Origin of the sequence: Pseudomyxococcus flavus (assembly GCF_050038885.1) — a bacterium.
In the GTDB taxonomy this organism is placed as follows: domain Bacteria; phylum Myxococcota; class Myxococcia; order Myxococcales; family Myxococcaceae; genus Myxococcus; species Myxococcus flavus.
Genome location: NZ_CP143624.1, coordinates 2,944,822 through 2,966,419 on the forward strand (window position 1 = coordinate 2,944,822; position 21,598 = coordinate 2,966,419).

Annotated in this window: 18 protein-coding genes; 11 read left to right on the forward strand and 7 right to left on the reverse strand. The window is 70.6% G+C overall.

Annotated elements, in window-relative coordinates; all coding sequences use genetic code 11:
- Positions 1-249: 249 nt before the first annotated feature.
- From VZL07_RS12420 to VZL07_RS12435, 4 genes are all read left to right on the forward strand, one after another.
- A complete protein-coding gene (locus tag VZL07_RS12420) occupies positions 250-1,944 on the forward strand; it encodes a DUF1592 domain-containing protein (protein ID WP_426755722.1) in 1,695 nt (564 codons plus the stop codon).
- Positions 1,941-3,284 carry a DUF1552 domain-containing protein gene (locus VZL07_RS12425; RefSeq protein WP_426755723.1) on the forward strand — a complete coding sequence of 448 codons (1,344 nt, stop codon included), beginning with the start codon at positions 1,941-1,943 and terminating at the stop codon, positions 3,282-3,284. Before VZL07_RS12420 ends, VZL07_RS12425 begins: the two co-directional genes overlap by 4 nt.
- A 75-nt stretch (positions 3,285-3,359) precedes the next feature.
- On the forward strand, positions 3,360-4,043 hold the full coding sequence (locus VZL07_RS12430; RefSeq protein ID WP_426755724.1) for a CAP domain-containing protein: 684 nt from the start codon (positions 3,360-3,362) through the stop codon (positions 4,041-4,043).
- A gap of 101 nt (positions 4,044-4,144) precedes the next feature.
- Entirely contained in the window at positions 4,145-4,726 is a 582-nt protein-coding gene (locus VZL07_RS12435) for a CAP domain-containing protein (RefSeq protein ID WP_426755725.1), read from the forward strand.
- Here the strand turns inward: VZL07_RS12435 and VZL07_RS12440 are convergent.
- From VZL07_RS12440 to VZL07_RS12450, 3 genes are all read right to left on the reverse strand, one after another.
- Complete coding sequence (locus tag VZL07_RS12440; protein WP_426755726.1) at positions 4,720-5,550, reverse strand: dienelactone hydrolase family protein; 831 nt, start codon at positions 5,548-5,550, stop codon at positions 4,720-4,722. The two genes, VZL07_RS12435 and VZL07_RS12440, sit on opposite strands and share 7 nt — an antisense overlap.
- 167 nt (positions 5,551-5,717) lie before the next feature.
- On the reverse strand, positions 5,718-6,497 hold the full coding sequence (locus tag VZL07_RS12445) for an FKBP-type peptidyl-prolyl cis-trans isomerase (protein WP_426755727.1): 780 nt from the start codon (positions 6,495-6,497) through the stop codon (positions 5,718-5,720).
- A gap of 220 nt (positions 6,498-6,717) precedes the next feature.
- On the reverse strand, positions 6,718-7,602 hold the full coding sequence (locus VZL07_RS12450; RefSeq protein ID WP_426755728.1) for a heme-dependent oxidative N-demethylase family protein: 885 nt from the start codon (positions 7,600-7,602) through the stop codon (positions 6,718-6,720).
- A 240-nt stretch (positions 7,603-7,842) separates the two neighbouring features.
- Here VZL07_RS12450 and VZL07_RS12455 point away from each other — a divergent pair, with 240 nt between their 5' ends.
- The 4 genes from VZL07_RS12455 to VZL07_RS12470 all read left to right on the forward strand — a co-directional run bounded on the left by VZL07_RS12455 (position 7,843) and on the right by VZL07_RS12470 (position 13,516).
- Complete coding sequence (locus tag VZL07_RS12455) at positions 7,843-9,390, forward strand: parallel beta-helix domain-containing protein (RefSeq protein WP_426755729.1); 1,548 nt, start codon at positions 7,843-7,845, stop codon at positions 9,388-9,390.
- A 23-nt stretch (positions 9,391-9,413) separates the two neighbouring features.
- A complete protein-coding gene (locus VZL07_RS12460; RefSeq protein ID WP_426755730.1) occupies positions 9,414-10,682 on the forward strand; it encodes an SO2930 family diheme c-type cytochrome in 1,269 nt (422 codons plus the stop codon).
- A 117-nt stretch (positions 10,683-10,799) separates the two neighbouring features.
- A complete protein-coding gene (locus VZL07_RS12465; RefSeq protein ID WP_426755731.1) occupies positions 10,800-11,846 on the forward strand; it encodes an ABC transporter substrate-binding protein in 1,047 nt (348 codons plus the stop codon).
- Positions 11,843-13,516 (forward strand): ABC transporter permease, encoded by a 1,674-nt coding sequence (locus VZL07_RS12470; RefSeq protein WP_426755732.1) that lies wholly within the window; start codon positions 11,843-11,845, stop codon positions 13,514-13,516. Before VZL07_RS12465 ends, VZL07_RS12470 begins: the two co-directional genes overlap by 4 nt.
- 69 nt (positions 13,517-13,585) lie before the next feature.
- Here VZL07_RS12470 and VZL07_RS12475 read toward each other — a convergent pair whose 3' ends face one another.
- Positions 13,586-13,789, reverse strand: a complete 204-nt coding sequence (locus VZL07_RS12475; RefSeq protein ID WP_426755733.1) for a hypothetical protein — start codon at positions 13,787-13,789, stop codon at positions 13,586-13,588.
- Positions 13,790-14,084: 295 nt separating this feature from the next.
- On the opposite strand from VZL07_RS12475, the gene VZL07_RS12480 reads away from it, so the two are divergent.
- A complete protein-coding gene (locus VZL07_RS12480; protein ID WP_426755734.1) occupies positions 14,085-15,191 on the forward strand; it encodes a hypothetical protein in 1,107 nt (368 codons plus the stop codon).
- Positions 15,192-15,196: 5 nt separating this feature from the next.
- Here VZL07_RS12480 and VZL07_RS12485 read toward each other — a convergent pair whose 3' ends face one another.
- Positions 15,197-17,053 (reverse strand): hypothetical protein, encoded by a 1,857-nt coding sequence (locus tag VZL07_RS12485; RefSeq protein WP_426755735.1) that lies wholly within the window; start codon positions 17,051-17,053, stop codon positions 15,197-15,199.
- Positions 17,054-17,070: 17 nt separating this feature from the next.
- Complete coding sequence (locus VZL07_RS12490; RefSeq protein ID WP_426755736.1) at positions 17,071-18,525, reverse strand: MATE family efflux transporter; 1,455 nt, start codon at positions 18,523-18,525, stop codon at positions 17,071-17,073.
- 302 nt (positions 18,526-18,827) lie between these two features.
- Here VZL07_RS12490 and VZL07_RS12495 point away from each other — a divergent pair, with 302 nt between their 5' ends.
- Positions 18,828-19,805: a gamma carbonic anhydrase family protein gene (locus tag VZL07_RS12495; protein WP_426755737.1), complete on the forward strand. Its 978-nt coding sequence runs from the start codon at positions 18,828-18,830 to the stop codon at positions 19,803-19,805.
- A 6-nt stretch (positions 19,806-19,811) separates the two neighbouring features.
- On the opposite strand, the gene VZL07_RS12500 is transcribed toward VZL07_RS12495, so the two are convergent.
- Positions 19,812-20,237 (reverse strand): 2TM domain-containing protein, encoded by a 426-nt coding sequence (locus VZL07_RS12500; RefSeq protein ID WP_426755738.1) that lies wholly within the window; start codon positions 20,235-20,237, stop codon positions 19,812-19,814.
- A 262-nt stretch (positions 20,238-20,499) separates the two neighbouring features.
- Between VZL07_RS12500 and VZL07_RS12505 the strand changes: the two genes are divergently transcribed.
- Positions 20,500-21,204, forward strand: coding sequence for a hypothetical protein (locus tag VZL07_RS12505; protein WP_426755739.1), 705 nt, complete (start codon positions 20,500-20,502; stop codon positions 21,202-21,204).
- Positions 21,205-21,598: the final 394 nt, after the last annotated feature.

The following is a 21,598-nucleotide window of genomic DNA, read 5'->3' on the forward strand; positions in this document are numbered from 1 at the left end:
GCAGGCCCGCGCGCGGCGCCTGCCTGCCGCGGCGTGCTCCCGCCCTGGCTTCCCACGCGGAGAACTCCGCGCCCCACCCACGAAAGACTCTTCCCGTCCGGCGACCCGGTAGCCAACGCGGACCTGCCCCCGGAAACACCGGAGGGGTTCGCCATCCTACGGGCCTGGTTGGAGAGCACCTTGCTACGGCACTGCGTGTCCCGGCTTCGTGTGGGGCAGTGTGGAGGGGGGGTAGCCGACGTGACACCCATGCATCGACGAAGAGGGGGCTGGTGGCTCCTGGCGGGCGCGAGCTTCGCCCTGCTGGCGACCAGCTGCACTGATGACGAACCCATCGCAAGGGACACTCCCGGCGAGGAGGTGCCAGACGACCAGAATCCACCGGGGACGCCACCTCCGTCGGCAGGCGAGTGCGAGAACGCGCCCATCAACCCGGGCCGCGTCACGCTCCACCGTCTCAACCGAGCGGAGTACAACGCCACCGTGCGGGACCTGCTGGGAGACACCACCCAGCCGGCCAATGACTTCCCTATCGACGACCACGGTTACGGCTTCGACAACATCGCGGACGTCCTGTCGTTGTCGCCGCTATTGATGGAGAAGTACTCCGCCGCGGCGGAGAAGCTGGTGAACGACGCCTGGACGCGGGGCGTCTTCAATTCCTGCGCGCTGGACCCCGTCAACCCGGCGCCCTGCGCGCACGAAATCATCGCCAACTTCGCCCGCCGCGCCTGGCGCCGGCCGGTGCAGCAGGCCGAGGTCGACAAGCTGATGAGCTTCGTCGACCTGGCGAGACAGCACGCGGACCCGCCCGAGGCCGGGGTGAAGCTGGCCCTGCGCTCGGTGCTGGTGTCGCCGCACTTCCTCTTCCGGGTGGAGAAGAACGCGCCGCCGGGAAGCACCGAGCCGTACACGCTCGACAACTTCGAGCTGGCCAGCAGGCTCTCCTACTTCCTGTGGAGCAGCATGCCGGACGACGAGCTGTTCGCCGCCGCCGAGGCGGGGAAGCTGAGCGACCCCGCGGAGGTGGAGGCCCAGGTGCGGCGCATGCTCGCGGACCCGAAGGCCCGCGCGCTGGTGGAGAACTTCGCCGGCCAGTGGCTCTTCACCCGGGCGCTGGGCACCGCGGTGCCGGACTCGACGCTCTACGGCGCGTTCAACGAGGAGCTGCGCGCCGCCATGCGCACGGAGACGGAGCTCTTCTTCGCGGAGTTCATCACCGGCGAGCACAAGCTGACGGACCTCATCGACGCGCCGTTCACCTACGTGAACGACCAGCTGGCCGCCCACTACGGCCTGCCGCTGCCCGGCAGCACCACGCACCAGCGCGTGGAGCTCACCGGCCACCCGGAGCGCAGCGGCATCTTCGGCAAGGGCTCGCTGCTCACCGTCACCTCCAACCCGGACCGCACCTCACCGGTGCAGCGCGGCGTCTGGGTGCTGGAGCAGCTGCTCTGCTCGGCGCCTCCGCCTCCACCACCGGACGTGGAGAACCTGCCACCGCCCATCACTCCGGACATGACGATGAAGGAGCGCATGGCGCTCCATCGCAGCGCGCCGGCGTGCCAGGGCTGCCACCGGCTGATGGACCCGCTGGGCCTGTCGCTGGAGAACTTCGACCCCATTGGCCGGTGGCGGCTCCAGGAGGTCAGCGGCGCGCCCGTGGACGCCACGGGTGACATGCCCGACGGCAACGTCCTCAACGGCGTCCGCGACATGCAGGCCTACCTGAAGGAGGACCCGAAGCTGACCACCTGCATCGCCGAGCACATGCTCACCTACGCCACGGGCCGTGGCATGGAGGCGGCCGACCACTGCGCGGTGAAGAACGTCGCCACCCAGGCCGAGGCTCGCGGTGGGCGGCTCGTCGACTACATCCTCAGCATCGTCTCGAGCAGCCACTTCACGCAGCGTGGCGCCGAGGAGGGAGGGCAGACGCCATGAGCAAGAAGTTCCGACTCTCACGACGGACCGTCCTGCGGGGCACGGGCGCCTTGATGGCGCTCCCGCTTTTGGAGCAGATGCTCCCCAGAAGCGCATATGGCGCGCCGGGCGATGTGCCGCGCCGGCTCGCCGTCTTCTACACGCCCAACGGCATTCACATGCAGAAGTGGACGCCCGCGACGGAGGGGCCCGGGTGGGCGCTGACGCCCACGCTGGAGCCACTGGCGGCGGTGAAGGACGACCTGCTGGTCATCTCCGGCCTGGCGAACATGCCCGCCTTCCCGGAAGGCGACGGGCACCATGCGGCCGCCACGGGCTCGTTCCTGACCTGCGCCAAGGTCTACAAGACGGAGGGCACCAACATCCGGGTGGGCATCTCCATGGACCAGGTCATCGCCAACCACCTCACGGCGACGCGGGCCACCCGCTACGGCTCCATGGAGCTGGGCATCGACGCGGGCCGCGGCATCGGCAACTGCGACTCCGGCTACGCGTGCCCGTACGCCAACAACATCGCCTGGTCGGGGCCGCGGACTCCCGTGGCCAAGGAGACCAGCGCCATGGCGGCGTTCAACCGCCTCTTCGCGGGTGCCACGCCCGGCGAGACGCAGGCGCAAATCGAGAAGCGCCGCGCGTACGGCAAGAGCATCATCGACGTCGTGCGCGACGACGCCACCGCGCTGCAGGGGCAGCTGGGCACCACCGACCTGCAGAAGCTGGAGGAGTACTTCACCAGCGTGCGGGAGCTGGAGAAGCGGGTGGAGGACGTCTCCGCCCCCTCCATGTCCTGCGTCCCGGGCGCGGTGCCCATGGACTCCGAGGACCCGACGGCGAAGACGAAGGCGATGCTGGACCTCATCATCCTCGCCTTCCAGTGCGACGTCACCCGCGTGGCCACGTTCATGCTGGCCAACGCGCGCGCCAACAAGGTCTACCCCTTCCTGGGGCTCAGCGGCGGGCACCACACGTACTCGCACCACCAGAAGGTGCAGTCCAACTACGACGCGCTCGCCACCATCGACAAGTGGGAGGTGACGCTCCTCCAGTACATGCTGGAGCGCATGAAGTCGATCATCGAGGTGAACGGCATGTCGCTGCTGGACAACTCCATGGTCTACTTCTCCAGCGAGGTGGGCGATGGCGACTCGCACAACCACGTCGACCTGCCCATCATCCTGGCGGGCCGGGGCGGCGGCGCGCTCACACCAGGCCGGCACATCCGCTACCAGCAGGACCCGCTGGCCAACCTGTACATCTACCTGATGCAGGCCATGGGCGTGCCCAACGTCACCACCTTCGGTGACGACGGGACGGGCCCGCTGCCCGGCCTCCTCGTGTAGTCCGCAGCACTCGTGCGCGGCGAGGCAGGCGGGCGGGCGGCCCACCGCGCGCCTCGCCCGCCGCGCACGGTTCACATGCATCGGCGGGCATCCTGGCGCATCATCGCAGGCATGCCCTCCCTGCCCCATGTCTCCCGGTGGTCCGCGCTCGCCCTGATGCTGCCGCTGCTCGGCTGCGCAGGCAGCGGCAAGGCCCAGGGGCGCCGCCAGGCAGCGCCCGCCCGACAGGTCTCGACGTCCAAGCAGGCCATGACGGCCTCGAAGGAAAAGGCCCCGGAGCCACGCGCCGGCGTGCCCTCCGTGAAGGACTTCTCGCGAGACATGGTGACCGCGCACAACCTGGCGCGCTCCCGGGCCCAACCCGCGCCCAGGCCCGCGCTGCCGCCGCTCGCCTGGTCCGCCGAGGCCGCGCGCAAGGCCGCGTCCTGGGCCAAGGCCTGCCGCTTCGAGCACAACCCGGACCGGGGCGACTTCGGGGAGAACCTCGCCGCCGCCACGCCCGGCGCGTGGAACACGTCCCAGGTGGTGAAGAGCTGGGCGGACGAGGCCGCGGACTACGACTACCGGCGCAACACCTGCAAGAAGGGCAAGGTGTGCGGCCACTACACGCAGGTGGTGTGGCGGAAGACGACGGCCGTCGGGTGCGCCACCGTCATGTGCAACAAGAACTCGCCCTTTGGCGCGCAGTTCCCCACGTGGCAGCTCTGGGTGTGCAACTACACGCCGCCGGGCAACTGGGTGGGGCAGCGGCCCTACTGAAGCGCGCCCATGCGCCCTCCGGGGCGGGTGCGTCCATGGTGCCCGACACTCGCGAGCCAGGGAGGTGACGGCCCGCATTCCGGCGGCGGATAATCCATGCCATGCCCCGCCCCATGCTCCGTCACCTGCGTCCGATTGGCCTGCTCATCCCCCTGCTCCTCACCGGCTGCGGCTCCGACTCGCCCGACTCTGAAGACGGTGACGGTGACAACGAGCCGCTGGTCATGACGCAGTTCGACCGCGACATGCTGGACGCGCACAACGCCGCGCGGCGGAACGTGACGCCCGCGGCCTCCCCGGCGCTGGAGGACCTGACGTGGGATGAGGAGGCGACGCGCACGGCGAAGAAATACGCCGCGAAGTGCCAGTTCTCGCACAACCCCAACCGCGGCAACCTGGGCGAGAACCTGACCGCCGCCACGTCCAGCGCCATGAGCCCCCAGAACGTCGTGCAGGGCTGGGTGGACGAGGCCGCGGACTACGACTACGCCAGCAACACCTGCGCGAGCGGCAAGCAGTGCGGCCACTACACGCAGGTGGTGTGGCGCAACACGCGTGCGCTGGGCTGCGCCATGCAGGCGTGCACGGAGAACTCGCCCTTTGGCGCGCAGTTCCCCAACTGGACGCTCTGGGTCTGCAACTACGCGCCGCCGGGCAACTACGTGGGCCAGCGCCCCTACTGACGCAGGTGCTGGTCGAGGAACGCCGTCACCTGCTGCCAGGCGGCCGCGGCGGCGCGCTCGTCGTAGCGCTCACCCGACGGGTTGGCGAAGGCGTGGTCGGCCTCGAACTCGAGGAGGTAGTGCCGCACGCCCGCCGCGGCCAGGCCCTCTCGGAAGGCCTGCAGCGTCTCCGGCGGAATGGAGGCGTCCCGGGTGCCGAAGATGCCCAGCAGCGGCGCCCGGATGGAGGCGAGCGCCTGCGGGTCCGTCACCGGGTTGCCGTAGTACATGACCGCCGCGGCCAGCTCCGGAAGGGCCATGGCCGTGCGCAGCGACCAGCCGCCTCCGAAGCACCAGCCGATGCTGCCCGTGCGCGTCGCCTTCACCCGCGCGTCCTGCTGGAGGAAGGCGTGCGCGGCCTCGAGCGTCTCCTGCGCGCGCGCCGGGTCCACCGCCTTCAGCAGCGACAGTGCCTCGTCCCGCGTGGTGGCCACCTTGCCGCCGTACAGGTCCACGGCGAGCGCGGCGTAGCCCTCCGCGGCGAGCCGGTCCGTCCAGTGCCGGATGTGGTCGTTGAGGCCCCACCACTCGTGGATGACGATGACGGCGGGCAGCGGCCCCTGGGCGCCCTCGGGCAGGCTCAGGTAGGCCTTCGTGCCGGCCACCTCCACCTCCTCGCCCTTCAGCTTCGGCGGCGCGTCCTCGCGCAGCGTGTGCAGCGCCTTGAACTCCGCCTCCGAGACGGCGCCCGTGGGAGACGGCTCGCGCAGGACTTCCCGGGCGCGGCCCTGGACGCAGGCTCCCAGCAACAGCGCTCCCATCAATAGCAGCAGGCCCTGGCGCATGGTGTGTCGACCTCCGACGGTTGGCCCGTCCCCGGGACGGGGACGCTGGCGGCTCCTGGACTACCCCGGGTCCGCGCCGCGCGCCACCCCGGCGCCAGGAACGCGAAGAGGGCTGGGAGGGAAGCGTCCCTCACCAGCCCCCTGGGCGTCCTGCCAGTCGGAAGTGACTACTTCTTCTCCGCCGCGGAGGGCTTGCCCGCCGGAGGCGTGCCGCCCATGGCCGGCATCTCCGGCGGCTTGACGATCTCGAGCAGCTCCACCTCGAACACCAGGGCCGCGCCACCCGGGATGTTCGGCGGCGCGCCGCGGTCACCGTAGGCGATGTCGGACGGGCACACGAGCTTGGCCTTGCCGCCCACCTTCATCTTCTGCACGCCCTCGGTCCAGCACTTGATGACGCCCTGGAGCGGGAACTGCGTGGGCTCGCCGCGCTTGTGCGAGCTGTCGAACTCGGTGCCGTCCGGCAGCGTGCCGCGGTAGTGCACCTTCACGATGTCCGAGGCCGCGGGCGACGCGCCCGTGCCGGCGGTCAGCTCCTTGTAGATGAGGCCGGACTCCGTCTTCACGGCGCCCTCTTCCTTCGCGGCCGTCTCCAGGAACGCCTTCGCCTTCTCCTTCTCCGCCTCCGCCTTGCGGGTGCTGCGCGCGCGCGCCAGCTCCTGGAGCTTCGGACCGTACGTCTCCAGCTCCACCGCGGGCTTCTCGCCCTTCACCTGCGCGGTGATGCCCGCCTTGACGTACTCCAGCTCCTCCGGCGTCATGTCGAACACGCTCACGCTGCGGCCAATGGACAGGCCGAGCGCGTACAGCGTCTTCTGGTCTTCCGTCTGGGGGTTGGCGCTCGCGCCCGCAGCAGCCGGCGCCGCCGTCGTCGTCGAATCCGTCTTGCCCTGCTGCTGGCAGCCCGCCAGCACCAGCATTCCCGCGACCAGCCACGTCTTCCGCATGTCGTTGCCCTCTTCCTTGCTTTCTGAAGCGGCAGTGGGACTCGCCGCAGTCAGTTCCGGAGGGCCGACTTACTACAGAAATGGCCTGACAACCGTTCCGACGGCACGGAGCGGCCCGCCTCGTTCCTGGACGACACCTTGCCCGGCTTCAGGGCGACCGCCCCGAGTCACACGGGAGGTGTGATTTTTCACTACCCATCAGGCGCCCCGTGGCGGCGCCTCACCCCTCACCCGCCTCCAGGTAGGCGAGCAGCGGCGCCAGCACCGGCGTCAGCCGCTTGTAGGTGGCGGTGTCCTCGGGAACCGTGCGCAGCACGCGGGCCAGCCGCTGCCTTCGGCCGGGCGCCTCCACCTCGGTGGCGATGGGCGCCAGGTAGGTGTGGATGGTGAAGAGGATGGCGCGCGTCCGAGGCAGCCGGGTCAGCGTCTGGCGCTCCAGGCGCAGGAAGCAGCGATCGCCCGCGTTGTCGGGGGTGATGCCGTCGAACAGGTGCTGCCACTCCGGCCGCGTGTGGGGCTCCAGGTCCAGCCGCTCCGTCACGCTGATGGCCCAGTTGCAGCGCGTCACCGGGCGCCCGGGCTTGAGCCCGTCCATGAGCTTCAGCGTGGAGGTCCCCAGCTTCGCGTTGAACTGGGGCACCGGCTCGTGGACGGCGAGCAGCGGCAGGCCCAGCTTGTCCGGCAGGCACCAGCCCGAGGGGAAGCACAGCTGCCCGGCCACCAGCGGAAAACCCTCACGTGTGCCATCCAGCAGCAGCAGATCCTCCTGCACCTGACGGCCAAACCAGTCGAGCGGCGCCAGGGGCAGGCTCGCCGCGTCCCCCGGCGTGAAGTCTGTCTGCGTCCCCAGCAGGCGGTTGCGCCAGCGCCAGCGCTCACCCTCCACTTCCAGCGCGAAGTGCTCAGGCGATTGACGCGCCATGGCAGGCAGCAGCACCGTCAGCGTCTCCCATTGCAGCGGCTCCGTCTCCGGGCCGCCCTGGAAGCGCGCGGCGTGTCCCGCTTCCAGCAGCGAAGCCTTCAGCGCCACTTCCTCTCGATAGCGCGGCGCGTCGACCTCGATGAGTGTCTCTTCGGGCCTCAGCGCGCGCACGCCCAACGACATGGAAAAGACATCCTGCTCGAAAGGGAAGTAGGGCAGCACCGCGTCAACCTCTCATGAAGGATTGGAGCAATTTATCAACCGCGTTGCAGAACGCATTGCGTCACAGAAGCCGTGACTGTTTTTGATGTCTCACGCTTGAGGTTGGTCAACTTCACAGGGAGGATTCGTCTGGTCCTGGCTGCGCCCTGTAGCCCCGCGCTCGGTCGCCAGAAGGCGCAGCACTTCCACAGGAGATACCTGATGCATCCTCTGCCGCTGTCGCGCGCGCCTCGTGCCGTGCTCCTGGCCCTCGTGGGTCTGCTTGCCCTCCCCGCCTGCTCGGATGACGACGATGACCGTCCGGACGCGGGCCAGCCGGACTCCGGAACGCGTCCGGACGCGGGCACGGGCGACGGCGGCACGGGCGACGGCGGCACGGACGATGGCGGCACGGAGGGGGATGGCGGCTCCATCGCCTGGCCGCAGGACTTCTCGTGCGAGGGCAAGGAGCAGACCACGCTGGCGTTCGACCCGGGCCAGGAGCAGGAGCTCCAGGACGCGGTGAACGCGCTGGCCGAGTGCACCACCATCGAGCTGGGCGCGGGCACCTTCCAGTTCGACAACGCCATCACCATCCGCGCCAACGGCATCACGTTCAAGGGCGCGGGCAAGGGCGCCCAGGGCGAAGCCACCGGCGGCGAGGCCAGCACGGTGCTGGACTTCTCCAACGCGGCCGCGAACACCAACGGCCTCGACGTGGTGGGCAAGCTCTTCACGGTCAGCGACCTGGCCGTCTGGAACGCGAAGAAGGACGGCCTGCGCATCGAGTCTTCCAGCAACGTGAACATCCAGCGCATCCGCACCGAGTGGGCCCAGGAGAATCAGGAGAGCAACGGCAAGTACGGCATCTACCCCGTGAAGTCGATGTTCGTCCTCGTCGAGGACTGCGAGGCCTACAACGCCGCCGACGCCGGTATCTACGTCGGACAGACGCAGCACACCATCGTCCGGCGGAACGTGGCGAAGAAGAACGTGGCCGGCATCGAAATCGAGAACACCAAGTTCGCCCACGTGTCGAACAACCTCGCCACGGACAACACCACGGGCCTGGTCGTGTTCGACCTGCCGGGCAACCCCATCCGGGGCACGGACATCTACGTCGCCGACAACACCATCACCGGGAACAACCGCCCCAACTTCGCGTCCGTGGAGGCCAGCAGCAGCACCGTGTCGCAGGTGCCCGCCGGCACCGGCACCTTCATCCTGGCCTCGCGCCGGGTGGAGTTCGAGCGCAACACCTGGGGTGACAACAACACGGTGGACATCGCCATCCTCAGCGGCCTGGCCATCGAGCCCGACCCCGCTCAGTGGGCGCCCGGCTTCTTCAACTACCCCAGCAAGGACATCTTCATCCACGACAACACCTTCACCGGCGGCAGCGGCCGCCTGGTGGACAACGGCGAGCCGGACCCCGAGCGCCGCCCGCTGGGCGCGCTGCTGGGCGCGGTGTACGCGTACGGCGCCCAGGCGCACGGCGTGACGGGCGTGGAGCACGTGCTGTGGGACGGCATCGACCCGGCGCCGCGTAACGAGAGCCTGTCCAACCCCATCAACATCTGCTTCACGCGCAACACGCTGCCGGAGGGCACGGGGGCGGCGCTGGTGGACCTCGACCTGCAGGCGGTGAGCGGCCACATCCTGGCGCCCACGCCCGACCTGCCCTCGGCCTGGGCGGAGACGCGCCGCTATGCCCAGGACGCCGAGCCGTACAACTGCTCCGGCTTCACCCCGGCCCTGACCATCCGCTGAGCAGCCCGGTGAGGAACGGACGCATGCACAGGCCGTTCATCCCGGGCTGGGGCCTCGCCGCGGTGCTGATGACCGCGGCGCTGGCCTCGTGCTCGGGTGACGAGGACGGCACCACGCCGGAAGCAGATGGCGGCATCATCGAGCGCGACTCCGGCCTGCCGCCCGAGGACAGCGGCACCCCGGACGCGGGAGGTGGCGAGGACGCCGGTGACGCGGGCGAGGACGCCGGGAGTGACGAGGACGCGGGCACGCCGGATGCCGGAGACGCCGGCCCGGGTGATGGCACCGTGGCCATTCCCAACGCGCTGTCGGGCTTCGGCCTCTTCACCGGCACACCGGCGGAGGGCGGGCTGCAGCCGGTGGAGGGGAACATCCCCTACGCGTTGACCACGCCGCTCTTCTCCGACTACTCGGTGAAGTCCCGCACGCTGTACATCCCTCCGGGCGCGCAGGCGCGGTACTCGGCCAACGACGTGCTGGACCTGCCAGTGGGCACCATCATCACCAAGACGTTCGCCTTCCCCGCGGACCTCCGCGCGCCGGAAGAGAACGTGCGGGTCATCGAGACGCGCGTGCTGGTGCGGCAGCCCGGCGGCTGGGAGGCCCACCCCTACTTCTGGAACGAGGCCCAGACGGAGGCCACGCTGGCCAACGGAGGCCGCGTCGTCCGCGACGTGCGCTTCATTGGCGAGGACGGCGTGGAGCGGACGCTGGACTACCTGGTGCCCAGCAAGAACCAGTGCCTGAAGTGCCACCATCTCCAGGACGCGCAGGAGAACCAGGTGATGGTGCCCATCGGCGTGAAGGCCCGCTACCTCAACCGGGACCACGACTACGGCGGTGAGGCCATCAACCAGCTCCAGCACCTCGCCAACCTGGGCCGGCTGACGGGGCTGCCTCCGGTCGAGCAGGTTCCGCGCGCACCCGACGCCTTCAACGAGGCGGAGGCCTCCCTGGAAGCGCGGGCGCGCACCTACCTGGATATCAACTGCGCGCATTGCCACAACCCGAAGGGGACGGCGGGCAACACCAGCCGGCTGTTCCTCAACGTCGAGAACTCGGATGCCTTCACGCTGGGCGTGTGCAAGCGGCCCGGGTCCGCGGGCGGCGGCGTGGGCGGCGAGTTCGACATCGTTCCGGGCAGCCACTCGACGTCCATCCTCTGGTACCGCATGGACACCGAGGAGTCGGGGAAGATGATGCCGGAGCTGGGCCGTGCCCTGCGCCACGACCAGGGCTCGCGGCTCATCGCCGACTGGATTGACGCCATGCCGCCGCAGTCCTGCAAGTAGGCCCGTTGTCCCATGAGCGGCCCCTCCGTGCCCGGTGCGCGGAGGGGCTTCTCGTTTCCGCACCGTGACGGCCGCGCCGCGTGACAGGGCGCGTGTGTGCCGCATAATCCCGGGCGCATGTCCTTGCCCACGCTGCTCCGGGGCGCGGGTCTCGCCTGCGTGCTCGCCCTGCTCGCCGCCTGCCGCATCGAGTCCGCCGCGCCCTCGGCCGGACCGGCCCAGGCGCGCGAGGGCGCACCGTCCGGCGACGTCTGGGTCTACACGTCCATGTACCGGCACGTCCTGGACGCGCTGGAGCCCCTGCTGAAGGAGCGGCTGCCCGGCGTCCAGGTGCACTGGTATCAGGCCGGCAGCGAGAAGGTGGCCAGCCGGCTGGAGGCGGAGCGCGCCGCGGGCGCCGTCCGCGCGGACCTGCTCGCCACGTCGGACCCGTTCCTCTACGAGCGGCTCGCGCGCGAGGGCGCCCTGCTCCGCTATGCCTCGCCCAACGTGCTGCGGGTGCCACGCGCCCTGGTGGACCTGGATGCGCGCTACGCGGCCCTGCGGCTGTCCACCATGGTCCTGGTCCACCGGCGGGGCGGACCGCCTCCGCCCACGTCCTTCGCGCAGCTCGCGCAAGGCCCCTGGACGGGGCGCGTGGCCATTGGAGACCCGCTGACGTCGGGCACCGCCTTCACCTGGGCCGTGTTCTGCGACGCCGCGTACGGCGAGGGCTTCTTCACCGGGCTGCGCCAGCGGGGCGCCATCGTGGCGGGTGGCAACGCGGCGGTGCTCCAGAAGGTGGAGAGCGGCGAGGCGGACGCGGGCGTGCTGCTGCTGGAGAACGCGCTCGCGGCCCAGGCGCGCGGCAGCCCCATCCAGGTGGTGTGGCCCACCGATGGCGCCGTGGTCATCCCGGGTCCCGCGGCGCTCTTCACGACGACGCCCAACCCCGTGGCGGCGAAGGCGGTGGTGGACGTGCTGCTGTCGCCCGAGGGGCAGCGCATCATCATGGAGAAGGGAGACATGCACGCGGTGGACCCCAGGCTCGCGGGCCCGGGCGGCGGCCCCGGCGTGGCGGAGCTGCTGGCGCGCGCGCGTCCATGGACGCCCGAGCTGCTCGAGCGAGGGCTCACGCAGGGCGGCGCCGTCAAGGAGCGTTTCCGGCAGGCGTTCGCGCAATGAGCGCGGCGGCCTCCAGGCCCTGGTGGCTCGGGCTCGGCGCGTGGCTGGTGCCCGTGCTCGGCTTCTCCGTGATTCCCGTGGTCGCCCTGCTCTGGCGAGGCCTGGGACACGCCGAGGCGGGTGGGCTGGGCTGGCTGCTCGCGGAGCGCGGCGCGCTGGTGCACACGCTGGCCATCGCCACGGGCGCCGCTGTCCTGGCCTTCGTCGCCGGGACACCGCTGGCGCTGGTGCTGTTCCGCACCGACCTGCCGCTGCGTGGGGCCTTCACGGTGTTGTTCACCCTCCCCTCCGCGGTGCCCGCGTTCATCTGGGGCATGGGCTGGCTGTCCCTCGCGAGCCCCCGCGCGGGGTACCTCAACCGGCTGCTGGGAGACGGCGCCTTCGACATCTACGGCCCGGTGGGCATCGCCTTCGTGGAGGGCGTGGCGGGCCTGCCGCTGGTGCTGCTGGCGGGCGCTGCGGCCCTGCGGCGCGTGGACCCGGCGATGGAGGAGGCCGCACGCGTGTGTGGCGCCTCGACGGCGCGCGCGCTGCTGACCACGACGCTGCCGCTGGCGCTGCCGGCCCTCCTGTCCGGCGCGGTGATGGTGTTCCTCATGGCAGCGTCGTCCTTCGGCGTGCCGTACCTCCTGGGCGTGTCGGCCTCGCCGCCCACGCGGGTGCTCACCACGCGCATCTATGAGCTGGTGCTGATGGGCGGTGAGGAAGGGCTGGGTCGCGCGGCGCTGCTGGCGACCTCGCTCCTGCTCCTGGCCCCCGTGGCGATGCTGGCGACGTGGGCCCTGGGCCGGGCCGGCCGCGTGCGCCTCAGCGCGGGCAAGGGCCTGTCGGCGCGCCCCTTCCCGCTGGGACGCGCGCGTGCAGGCGTCACGGTGGCCGTGGGGCTGATTGCCACGGTGCTGGTGTTGCTGCCGCTGGGGGCCATCCTGCTGACCTCGTTCCAGCGCAGCTTCGGCGCGGAGCTGGCCTGGGAGGAGCTGACCCTGGCGCACTGGGCAGGGGTGCTGCTGGAGCCGCGCACGCTGCACGCCACGGGGCGCAGCCTCCTGCTCGCGGCGGGCGCGGGCGCGCTGGTGTGCCTGCTGGGGCTCGCGGCGGCGGTGCTGCAGCGTGGGCTTCGCCGGCTGGGCGCGGGAGTGGAGGCGCTCGCGGTGTGGCCCTACGCGGTGCCGGGGACGGTGCTGGCCCTGGCGCTGCTGCTCGCGTTCTCCAGGGACTTGCGCTTCATCCTGGCGGACCGCGTGGCCTTCGTGCTCGCGCTGGCGCACACGCCGTGGCTGCTGCTCATCGCCTACGTGGCGAAGTACCTCGCGCTGGGCACGCGCAACAGCGCGGAGGCGCTCGCGCAGCTGGATGCCTCGCTCGCGGAGGCGGCGCGGGTGAGCGGCGCGGGCCCGTGGCGGGCCTTCGTGGATGCACCGCTGCCCATGCTGCGCCCCGCGCTCACCGCGGCCTTCGTCCTGGCGTTCCTCGCCTGCGCGACGGAAATCACCATGTCCGTCCTGCTCGTGCCCGCGGGGACCGAGGTGCTCGGGACACTGCTGTTCGAGCTCCAGAGCTACGCGGACCCCGCCGCCGCGGCGGTGCTGGCCTGCGCATTCATCGTGCTGGTGGGGGTGGGCCAGGCGCTGCTCGCGCTGCTGACCCGGCACGCCCAGGGCGAACGATGATGCCCTTCACGTCCGGCATCGCCAGGGAACCGGCGTCCCCCTGGCGATGACCGCGGGACCGGCGCGCGATTACATACAGGCGCAGTACATGCCCCGGATGCAGTGCCCGTATCCCTCACCACAGAAGTAATCACAATCCGAGTTGCGCTGACAGACGGCCTGGGAGACCTCGTGCGCGCCAGCCTCGGCCGTGGACGGCATGAACGCCATTCCGAAACCCGCCGCCAGCCCCACGCCCAACGCCGTCAGCATCGCGATTCCGCTCTTCTTCATGTTGTGGCTCCTTTCAGGGGTTTCAAGCCTAGCGCTACTCACGGCGATGGGGCAGCCCCATCGCCTGCTCCGCGATGCCGCGACGCAACATCAGACGCCCTGACACATGGCGACAAGATGTTCAGGGCGTCTCAAGGCAAACGGCACAGCGTCCTGTGCGGAGAGCGCCGTTCCATTCCGAGTGCCGCGCGCTCACGCGGCGCCGAAGGGACGCGCTCCATCATGCCCGAGGCCCTACCGAAGCCGTGGGGCCCACGTCAAACGACGGCGGCCAGGGTAGGCTCGGCCGCGCCGCATGAGCGACTTCCGACGCGCCACCCGTGACGACAACGCCGCGTTGCTCGACCTGTTCGGCGCGGTGCCCATGGAGGGAGACCTCGTCCTCTCCTCGCAACGAGCGCCCGACTACTTCGGCCTCTATGACATGCAGCGCGGAGAGACGGAGGTCTGGGTCCACGGCGTGCCCAGCCAGCTCGACGGTATGGGCACCGTCCACGTGCGCGACGGCTGGCTGGAAGGCCGTCCGTGCCGGGTCGGCTACCTGGGCGACCTGCGCACCCGCTTCTCCGCGCGTCGAGCCCGGAGCCTCGCGCGCTTCTATGGCCCCATGCTCGAGGAGAGCGCCCAGCGCCTGGGCGTGGATACCTTCCTCACGGCGGTCATGGCCTCCAACGCCACCGCGAGCCAGGCGCTCGTGCGCAAGCGGCCGGGGCGCGTGAGCCAGCCCCACTACGCGCTGCTCCGCCGCTTCTCCGCCGTGTCCATCCAGTTCCTGCTCCGACGCCGTCCCCAGCGAAGCGCCTTCGCCGTGCGCCGCGCCACGCCCGCCGACGTCCCCGCCATCGCGGCCCTGCTGGACGCCGACCACCGCGCCCGGCCCTTCGGCTACCGCTTCGACACGGGCGAGCTGGAGCACCGCTTCGCCACGTGGCCCGGCCTGCGCGTGGAGGACACCTACCTTGCCTTCAACGGCGCGGGCGCGCTGGTAGGCTGCACCACCGCCTGGAATCCCGAGGCCGTGAAGCGCTACCGCGTCCACGCCTACCGCGGAGGCATGCGCTGGGTGCGGTGGGGCTGGAACGCCTTGGCCTCGGTCGCCCGCGCGCCCCGCCTGCCCGCGCCCGGCAGCGACTTCCGCTACTTCTATCTCTGCAACACCAGCGTGCGAAGCGAGGACCCGGCCATCCTCCGCGCGCTCGTGGAGCAGGTGTACGCGGACTTCCACGGCCAGGGCTTCCACTTCTTCACGCTGTACCAGGACGAAGCCGACCTTCTGGCCCCCGCGCTGAAGGGCTTCCTCCAACGCAGACTGGACTTCCACCTCTACGCGGTGACGCCCGCCTCACGTCCTCGGGACGTCTTTCCGCCAGGACGCACGGGCTTCGAAATCTGCCTGCCCTGACGCGCTCACTCCGCCTGGAGCGAGATGCGCCAGGGCACGAGCTCCCGCCCGGCTGCCCCCGTGAGGGTCAGCAGATGGTTCCCCGTCCGGGTCGGCCGGAAGATGCCGGCCTGCGGCCTCGACAACGTCCCGTCGGGAGCGAGGAGCGTCAGCCGGAGCGTTCCGACGTCCAATCCCAGCCGGTACGCGCGTCCCGCCTCCAACGCGACGGAGAACACATCCGTGTCGATGGCCGTCTGGACCACACCGGACACCGAGACCGGCAGCGGCAGCTCCTGTGCATCCCCGCTGTGGTCGCCGTAGTCGTCGACGGCCTCCTGCGTCAGTTGCAAGGAGAAGCCCTCCACGCCGCGCAGCGGCTGGAACATCATCGTCACGGGGCCCTCGCCCCAGGCACTGAAGAGGTGATGGCCGTTTCCCAGGTCCAGGATGCTCACTGCGCCTCGCGGGTTGAAGGCCAGCTCGGCGGACGGGGCATAGGCCGCCAGGTAGACGCCACGCGGCTCCCCCCAGAAGGCGATCGCGTCCGTGTCGTATGGCGTCTCGAAGCGGCCCGTGACGGAGGTCCCCGGCGCGACGAAGGTTGCCGTCTCCGGCGAGTCCCCGTGGTCATCCACGCCCGCGTCCACCAGCGTCAGCTGGAACGAGTGGGCCCAGAGCTCCCCTCCCTGGACCTTGAGGTAGTAGGTGCCCTCCACCTCCATCCGAGCCCGCAGCCGGTCCGTCGTCGACGAGGCCACGTTCGCGCCGGTGGCATCCACCACCTGGGCCGACCACGTCCCCAGGCCCTCCGTCCGCACGGTGTAGACGTGGCCCGGTGCTCCCGTGAAGGAGAAGACATCCACGTCTTCACGCGACTGGAGGGTGACGTCCACCGGCACGCCCGGCGTCAGCGGCGTGGCGGTGGCCAGCGTATCCCCATGCTCATCGAGCCCCAGGTCCTCGAAGCGGCAGCGGAGGTCCACCGGGAAGGGGCCGCTTCCAGCGCTGACCTCGACGAACCAGTCGCGCGCCGAGCTCGCCTCCAGGCTCACGACGACCGGGGCCCCCGAATCGTCCAGGTCGACATCCCCACCCCCGTGCCCCTCGGACGACAGCACCAGCCACACCTGCGGCCCGGGCTCGCGCTCACAGATGAAGCGGTAGCCATGCCCCGCCCGCGCACGGAAGGTGAACACATCCAGGTCGGAGGGCACGGAGAGCCGAACCGGGAACGGCGTGCCGGAGCCCTCCTCCAGCACCGTGGCGTCTCCCCACGCATTCCCGTGGTCGTCCGCGCCCAGGAACATCAGCTCGTAGGTGTAACGACCGGACTTGTCCTCGCCGGAGACCTCGAAGTACCAGGTGCCCTCGGTGAGCTTCGGAGACCACGACGTGGTGGCCCCCTCGGTCTCGAAAGGAAAGTACCGAACGCTGTTCCCCGCGGCATCCAGCAACCTCACGCGGCAGGCCGCCAGCGTCAGCCGCGTGCACGCGAAGCGATAGATGCCGCTCTCGTGCACGGTGAAGGCGAACAGGTCGCGGTCCAGCATCTCCTCCCGCTGGCCCTCGTCGATTCGCGCCTCACGCGGTGACATGGGAACGGTCAGCACCGTCGCGGTGTCGGGCGAGCCGCCATGGTCATCCGGCGTCTTGAAAGCAGCGACCGCGCACGGAACGCTCGCGGCCCGCTCCCAGGGCCCGCAGCGGCACATGGGCTGCCCCGCGTTGGAGAAGCAGGTGCCCGCCGTGCATCGCAGTCCCGCGCAGGCCACCTCATCCCCTGGCACCTCCACGGTGTCGCACGCGGACAGGCCCAGCACGCACAGCAGCGCGACGGACCACAGCCAGGGGACACGGGCGGGACGCGATGCACGAGCCATGACGTCCCGCCCTCCCCTCAAACGACCCGATGCTTCCAGCGCCCGCGCCGGAAGAGGATGGCCGACACCATCGCCATCACCGAGAAGGCCACCGAGATGGAGAGGAACGCCCCGGGAGGCCCCATGCCCACGGGACCGGAGAGGACCCAGGCCAGGGGCAGCTCCAGCGCCCAGAAACAGCAGATGTTGAGGAGCGTCGGCGTGGCCGTGTCCCCGGCCCCGTTGAACGCCTGTGTCAGCACCATGCCGAAAGCATAGAACAGGAAGCTGGAGCACAGGATGCGCAGGGCTAGCACCGCCTGCTCCACCACCGCGGCGTCCTGGGTGAAGATGCCCACCACCGGCTCGGCCGCGATGACGAACACCAGCCCCAGCGAGCCCAGGAAGACGGCGTTGATGCGACCGGCCGTCCACACGGCGTGCTCGCCCCGCTCCGGCTTCCGGGCGCCCAGGCTCTGTCCCACCAGCGTGGCCGCCGCGTTGCTCAGCCCCCACGACGGCAGCAGCGCGAACAGCACGATTCGCAGCGCGATGGTGTAGCCCGCCACCGCCGCGCTGCCGAACGTCGCGACGATGCGCGCCAGCACCACCCAGCTCGTGGTGCCCACCAGCGCCTGCACCGTGCCCGCGCCCGACATCCGCAGCATGGCCAGCATCGTGCCGGGCTCCAGGCGCAGGTGCTCACGGCGAACCCGCAGCCTGCCGGAGCCCTGTGCCAGCCGGTAGAGCTGGTACACCACACCGCAGCTGCGCCCGAAGGTGGTGGCCACCGCCGCGCCCATGACGCCCAGCTCCGGGAACGGCCCCACGCCGAAGATGAGCAGCGGCGCCAGGACGATGTTGATGGCGTTGGCCAACCACAGCACGCGCATGGCGATGGCCGCGTCCCCCGCGCCCCGGAAGATGGCGTTGATGAGGAACAACAGCAGCACGCTCCCCACGCCACCCAGCATCACCTGCGTGTAGAGGACGCCATGCTCCAGCACCCACGGCGAGCCGCCCATCATCGCCATCAGTGGCCGCGCGAACCACACGCCCGCCACCGACACGGGAATGGACAGCACGATGCCCAGTCCCAACGCCTGCACCGCCGTGCGTGCCGCGCGCTCCGGGTCGCCCTCGCCGATGCGGCGGGATACGAGCGCGGTGGCGCCGATGCTCAGGCCCGCGGACGCCGCGTAGATGATGGTGAGCAGCGACTCCGTCAGCCCCACCGCCGCCACCGCGTCCGCCCCCAGCCGGCCGACGAAGAACACGTCGACGACGGCGAAGACGGACTCCATCATCATCTCCAGCACCATCGGCACGGCGAGCAGGAAGATGGCGTGGCGAACCGGGAGCCGGGTGAGGTCCTTCTCGGTCCCGTGGATGGCCTCCTTCAACGAAGCCCAGAGCCCCCGCGACCCGCTGTCGGGTGGACCTCCGGCCTCCGCCGGCACGGGTTCGGCCCCGGCCGGGGATGTGTCAGACATTCCTGCCTCCGTTGGCGCCCTTCTGTCAGCCGGGCGCGAAGAGGTCCAGGGACGATGTGCCCCCCTCCCCCTGACGCCGCCCGCCTGGCCCATGGACGCGGCAGGCGAGCAGGCACGAAAGAACAAGCCCCCAGGCAGCGACCGTTGGACGCTGGACAACCTACCTGCGCCGTCGGGCCGTCGGGGCTCAGGGCCTGCGGGTGTAGGGTGCCCCAGCAATGGTCATCAGCTTGCCGCACGAAAGTGCGCCCGGCGTGCCAGCAGGGGGGGCAGCGCACTTCAGCCTCTCCAGCAGCGCGCGGGTGCTGGGAACTCTCCACCTGGGTCCGGGGTCCATCATCGCGCAAGGCGCGGTGGTGCGCTCCCAGGAAGGCGCCGTGAGGCTGGGCTCGGGCTCAGCCGTCCTGGAGAACAGTGTCATCATCGGAACGCCGCAGCATCCCGTCTCGGTGGGCGAGCGCACGGTGCTCGACCACCGCAGCCTCGTGCTGGGCGCGGAGGTCGGCGCCCTCTGCGACGTGGGAAGCGGCTCCATCCTCATGCCCGGCGCGCGCCTGGGAACGCGCTGCCTGCTGGGTGAAGGAACCGTCATCCCCGTCGGCACCGTCGTGCCGGACGACTCCGTGGTAGCGGGGCGGCCCGGCCGCATCCTCCGTCGGACCACCGCAGACGACCTGGAACGGCTCCGGAAGCGGCGCGGCGGAAGCCTCGACCTTCCGGGCCAGCCACTCACAGCTTTCTCCGCGAGAGATCGCGCCGAGGACGCCCCCATGGGACAGCTCTATACTTTTCGCGACAAGCACCCACTGGTGCACCCCACCGCCACCCTCTTCTCGTCGGCCGAGGTGACGGGAGACGTCATCATCGGGCCGGGCTGCATCATCGGGCCGGGCGTCAAAATCCTGGGCGACACGAGCGGCCCGGTGCGCATCGGCGCGGGCGTGCAGGTGCTGGCCAACACCGTGCTGCACCGGCTGTCGGACCACGCGCTGACGTTGGAGGACGGCGTCATCATCGGTCCCGGGTGCACGGTGCACGGCAGCCACGTGGGCGCGAACACCGTGGTGGAGCCGGGCGCCATCCTCTGCGACGGGACGCGCCTGGGGCGTGGCAGCTTCGTGGGCGCGGGCAGCCTGGTGAAGCAGGGCAGCAACTTCGCGGACGGTGCACACGTGGATGGCTTCCCGGCCACCCAGACGGGCACGCTGACCTCGCTGCCTCCCGTGCCGCGCTGGGCGCTGAGGCCGGAGGACCTGCCCGGGCTGCGCCGCATCGGCTAGCGCGCGCTACTCCTCCCGCTGCTTCTCGGCGAAATGGAAGACCGCGAGCAGCGTGCCCATGGCATGGAAGGCCAGCCCCATGCCCCAGCCAATGGCGGGGTACTGCACCCACCAGCTCGGCCCGGAGACCAGGTCGATGAGGGTGAGCCCGCCCATGACGATGGTGTAGCTCGTCGCGTGTGACGCAAGGCTAATGTAGGCCTTGCGCATGCGCCGCCTCGCCTTGGTCCGTCCCGCCCGCGAGGTCAGCACGCTCTCCACGGCGGCCTCGCTCACACCCATCTCCCGCGCCATCGCCAGCAGATCCTCCCGGGTGAGCGCGCGATCCGGGTCCTTGCCAGCGAGTGCTCGGGCGGTGGCCTCACGGATGATGTCCGCGGCCTCTTCCTGGGAGAAGCTCGGAGGTGCGCTGCGCTGCCGGGTGTTCGCCATGGCGCGTGCAAGCTAGCGCGGTGGGCCGCGTGCGTCGACCAACCACCATGTGGCACGTGACGCCTTCGTGGAACAGCACCATCCGTGCCTTCAGGCCGCTCTGCCCGTGAGAGACGCGGCGGGGCGCGCATCAGTGGCCCGGACGTGCGCCCCGCGTCCGGGATGAAGCGTCATGAAGCCGGATGAATGGTGTCCGGAGTCCCCCGTCAGAAGGAGCAAGACGACGAAACATGGCCGCACCGGCCATGACAGGGAGGCAGTCATGCGTGGAAAGCTGATGCGGGTGCTTGTGGCCATCGCGATGTCCGCCGGAAGCCCGGTCCTCGCGCAGAGCGTGCACGGCGCCTCCGGAATCCAGCAGCCCGCCAGCGTCCAGGGCCGGGCGCATCACACCAGCACCGAGTCCGCACGGCAGCGCGCCGAGCGCGAACGGCTGGAGCGGCAGCGCGCGGAGCAGGAACGGCAGGCACGCATCGAGCGCGAGCGCCAGGAGCGGGAACGGGAACGGCAAGCGCGCATCGAACGTGAGCGCCAGGAGCGTGAGCGTCAGGCACGCATCGAGCGCGAGCGGCAGGAGCGTGAGCGCCAGGCACGCATCGAGCGCGAGCGGCAGGAGCGTGAGCGCCAGGAGCAGGAACGGCAGGCACGCATCGAGCGCGAGCGCCAAGAGCGTGAACGGCAGGCACGCATCGAACGTGAGCGCCAAGAGCGTGAACGGCAGGCACGCATCAAGCGCGAGCGCCAAGAGCGTGAACGGCAGGCACGCATCGAACGTGAGCGCCAAGAGCGTGAACGGCAGGCGCGCATCGAACGTGAGCGCCAGGAACGTGAACGGCAGGCGCGCATCGAGCGCGAGCGCCAGGAACGTGAGCGTCAGGAGCGTGAGCGCCAGGCTCGCCTGGAGCGCGAGCGTCAGCAGCGCGAGCGCTGGAACCGCGAGAATCCCATGCACGGCCGGCGCGGGTAGTCCGGCGCGTCCTCGCCACGCAGGATGAAGTCTCACGTGCGGCAGACGGTCCTGACCGAGACTCCATCCCCCAAGCGTGTCACTCGACGATGGAGCAGGTCGAAGCCGTTCCGGTCGACCTCCTGGTGGCCGGGAGCCGTATCCAGCGCGCCCCCGCCCACCACGACGTCAGGTAAAGGAACCCGCCGTTCAGCGGGCCCCATGGCATGGACCTGCTGGACGGCGAAGCGGCCGGGCACATGGATTCACCTGCCGCAGTGACACGCCACGCGACCGGAGGCACTGGCCTCTTCGTGCGTGCGCGCCAGCACGCTGTGCCATCTCCAGGCCGCCAGGTCGGGGGCGAGCGGCTCCGAGCGCCAGACATCGTTCACGCCCACCCGAGTCAAGCGCC

Coding starts and splice junctions, on each gene's coding strand:
- VZL07_RS12420 (WP_426755722.1), top strand. CDS start 250: ATGCATCGACGAAGAGGGGGCTGGTGGCTCCTGGCGGGCGCGAGCTTC.
- VZL07_RS12425 (WP_426755723.1), top strand. CDS start 1,941: ATGAGCAAGAAGTTCCGACTCTCACGACGGACCGTCCTGCGGGGCACG.
- VZL07_RS12430 (WP_426755724.1), top strand. CDS start 3,360: ATGCATCGGCGGGCATCCTGGCGCATCATCGCAGGCATGCCCTCCCTG.
- VZL07_RS12435 (WP_426755725.1), top strand. CDS start 4,145: ATGCCCCGCCCCATGCTCCGTCACCTGCGTCCGATTGGCCTGCTCATC.
- VZL07_RS12440 (WP_426755726.1), bottom strand. CDS start 5,550: ATGCGCCAGGGCCTGCTGCTATTGATGGGAGCGCTGTTGCTGGGAGCC.
- VZL07_RS12445 (WP_426755727.1), bottom strand. CDS start 6,497: ATGCGGAAGACGTGGCTGGTCGCGGGAATGCTGGTGCTGGCGGGCTGC.
- VZL07_RS12450 (WP_426755728.1), bottom strand. CDS start 7,602: ATGTCGTTGGGCGTGCGCGCGCTGAGGCCCGAAGAGACACTCATCGAG.
- VZL07_RS12455 (WP_426755729.1), top strand. CDS start 7,843: ATGCATCCTCTGCCGCTGTCGCGCGCGCCTCGTGCCGTGCTCCTGGCC.
- VZL07_RS12460 (WP_426755730.1), top strand. CDS start 9,414: ATGCACAGGCCGTTCATCCCGGGCTGGGGCCTCGCCGCGGTGCTGATG.
- VZL07_RS12465 (WP_426755731.1), top strand. CDS start 10,800: ATGTCCTTGCCCACGCTGCTCCGGGGCGCGGGTCTCGCCTGCGTGCTC.
- VZL07_RS12470 (WP_426755732.1), top strand. CDS start 11,843: ATGAGCGCGGCGGCCTCCAGGCCCTGGTGGCTCGGGCTCGGCGCGTGG.
- VZL07_RS12475 (WP_426755733.1), bottom strand. CDS start 13,789: ATGAAGAAGAGCGGAATCGCGATGCTGACGGCGTTGGGCGTGGGGCTG.
- VZL07_RS12480 (WP_426755734.1), top strand. CDS start 14,085: ATGAGCGACTTCCGACGCGCCACCCGTGACGACAACGCCGCGTTGCTC.
- VZL07_RS12485 (WP_426755735.1), bottom strand. CDS start 17,053: ATGGCTCGTGCATCGCGTCCCGCCCGTGTCCCCTGGCTGTGGTCCGTC.
- VZL07_RS12490 (WP_426755736.1), bottom strand. CDS start 18,525: ATGTCTGACACATCCCCGGCCGGGGCCGAACCCGTGCCGGCGGAGGCC.
- VZL07_RS12500 (WP_426755738.1), bottom strand. CDS start 20,237: ATGGCGAACACCCGGCAGCGCAGCGCACCTCCGAGCTTCTCCCAGGAA.
- VZL07_RS12505 (WP_426755739.1), top strand. CDS start 20,500: ATGCGTGGAAAGCTGATGCGGGTGCTTGTGGCCATCGCGATGTCCGCC.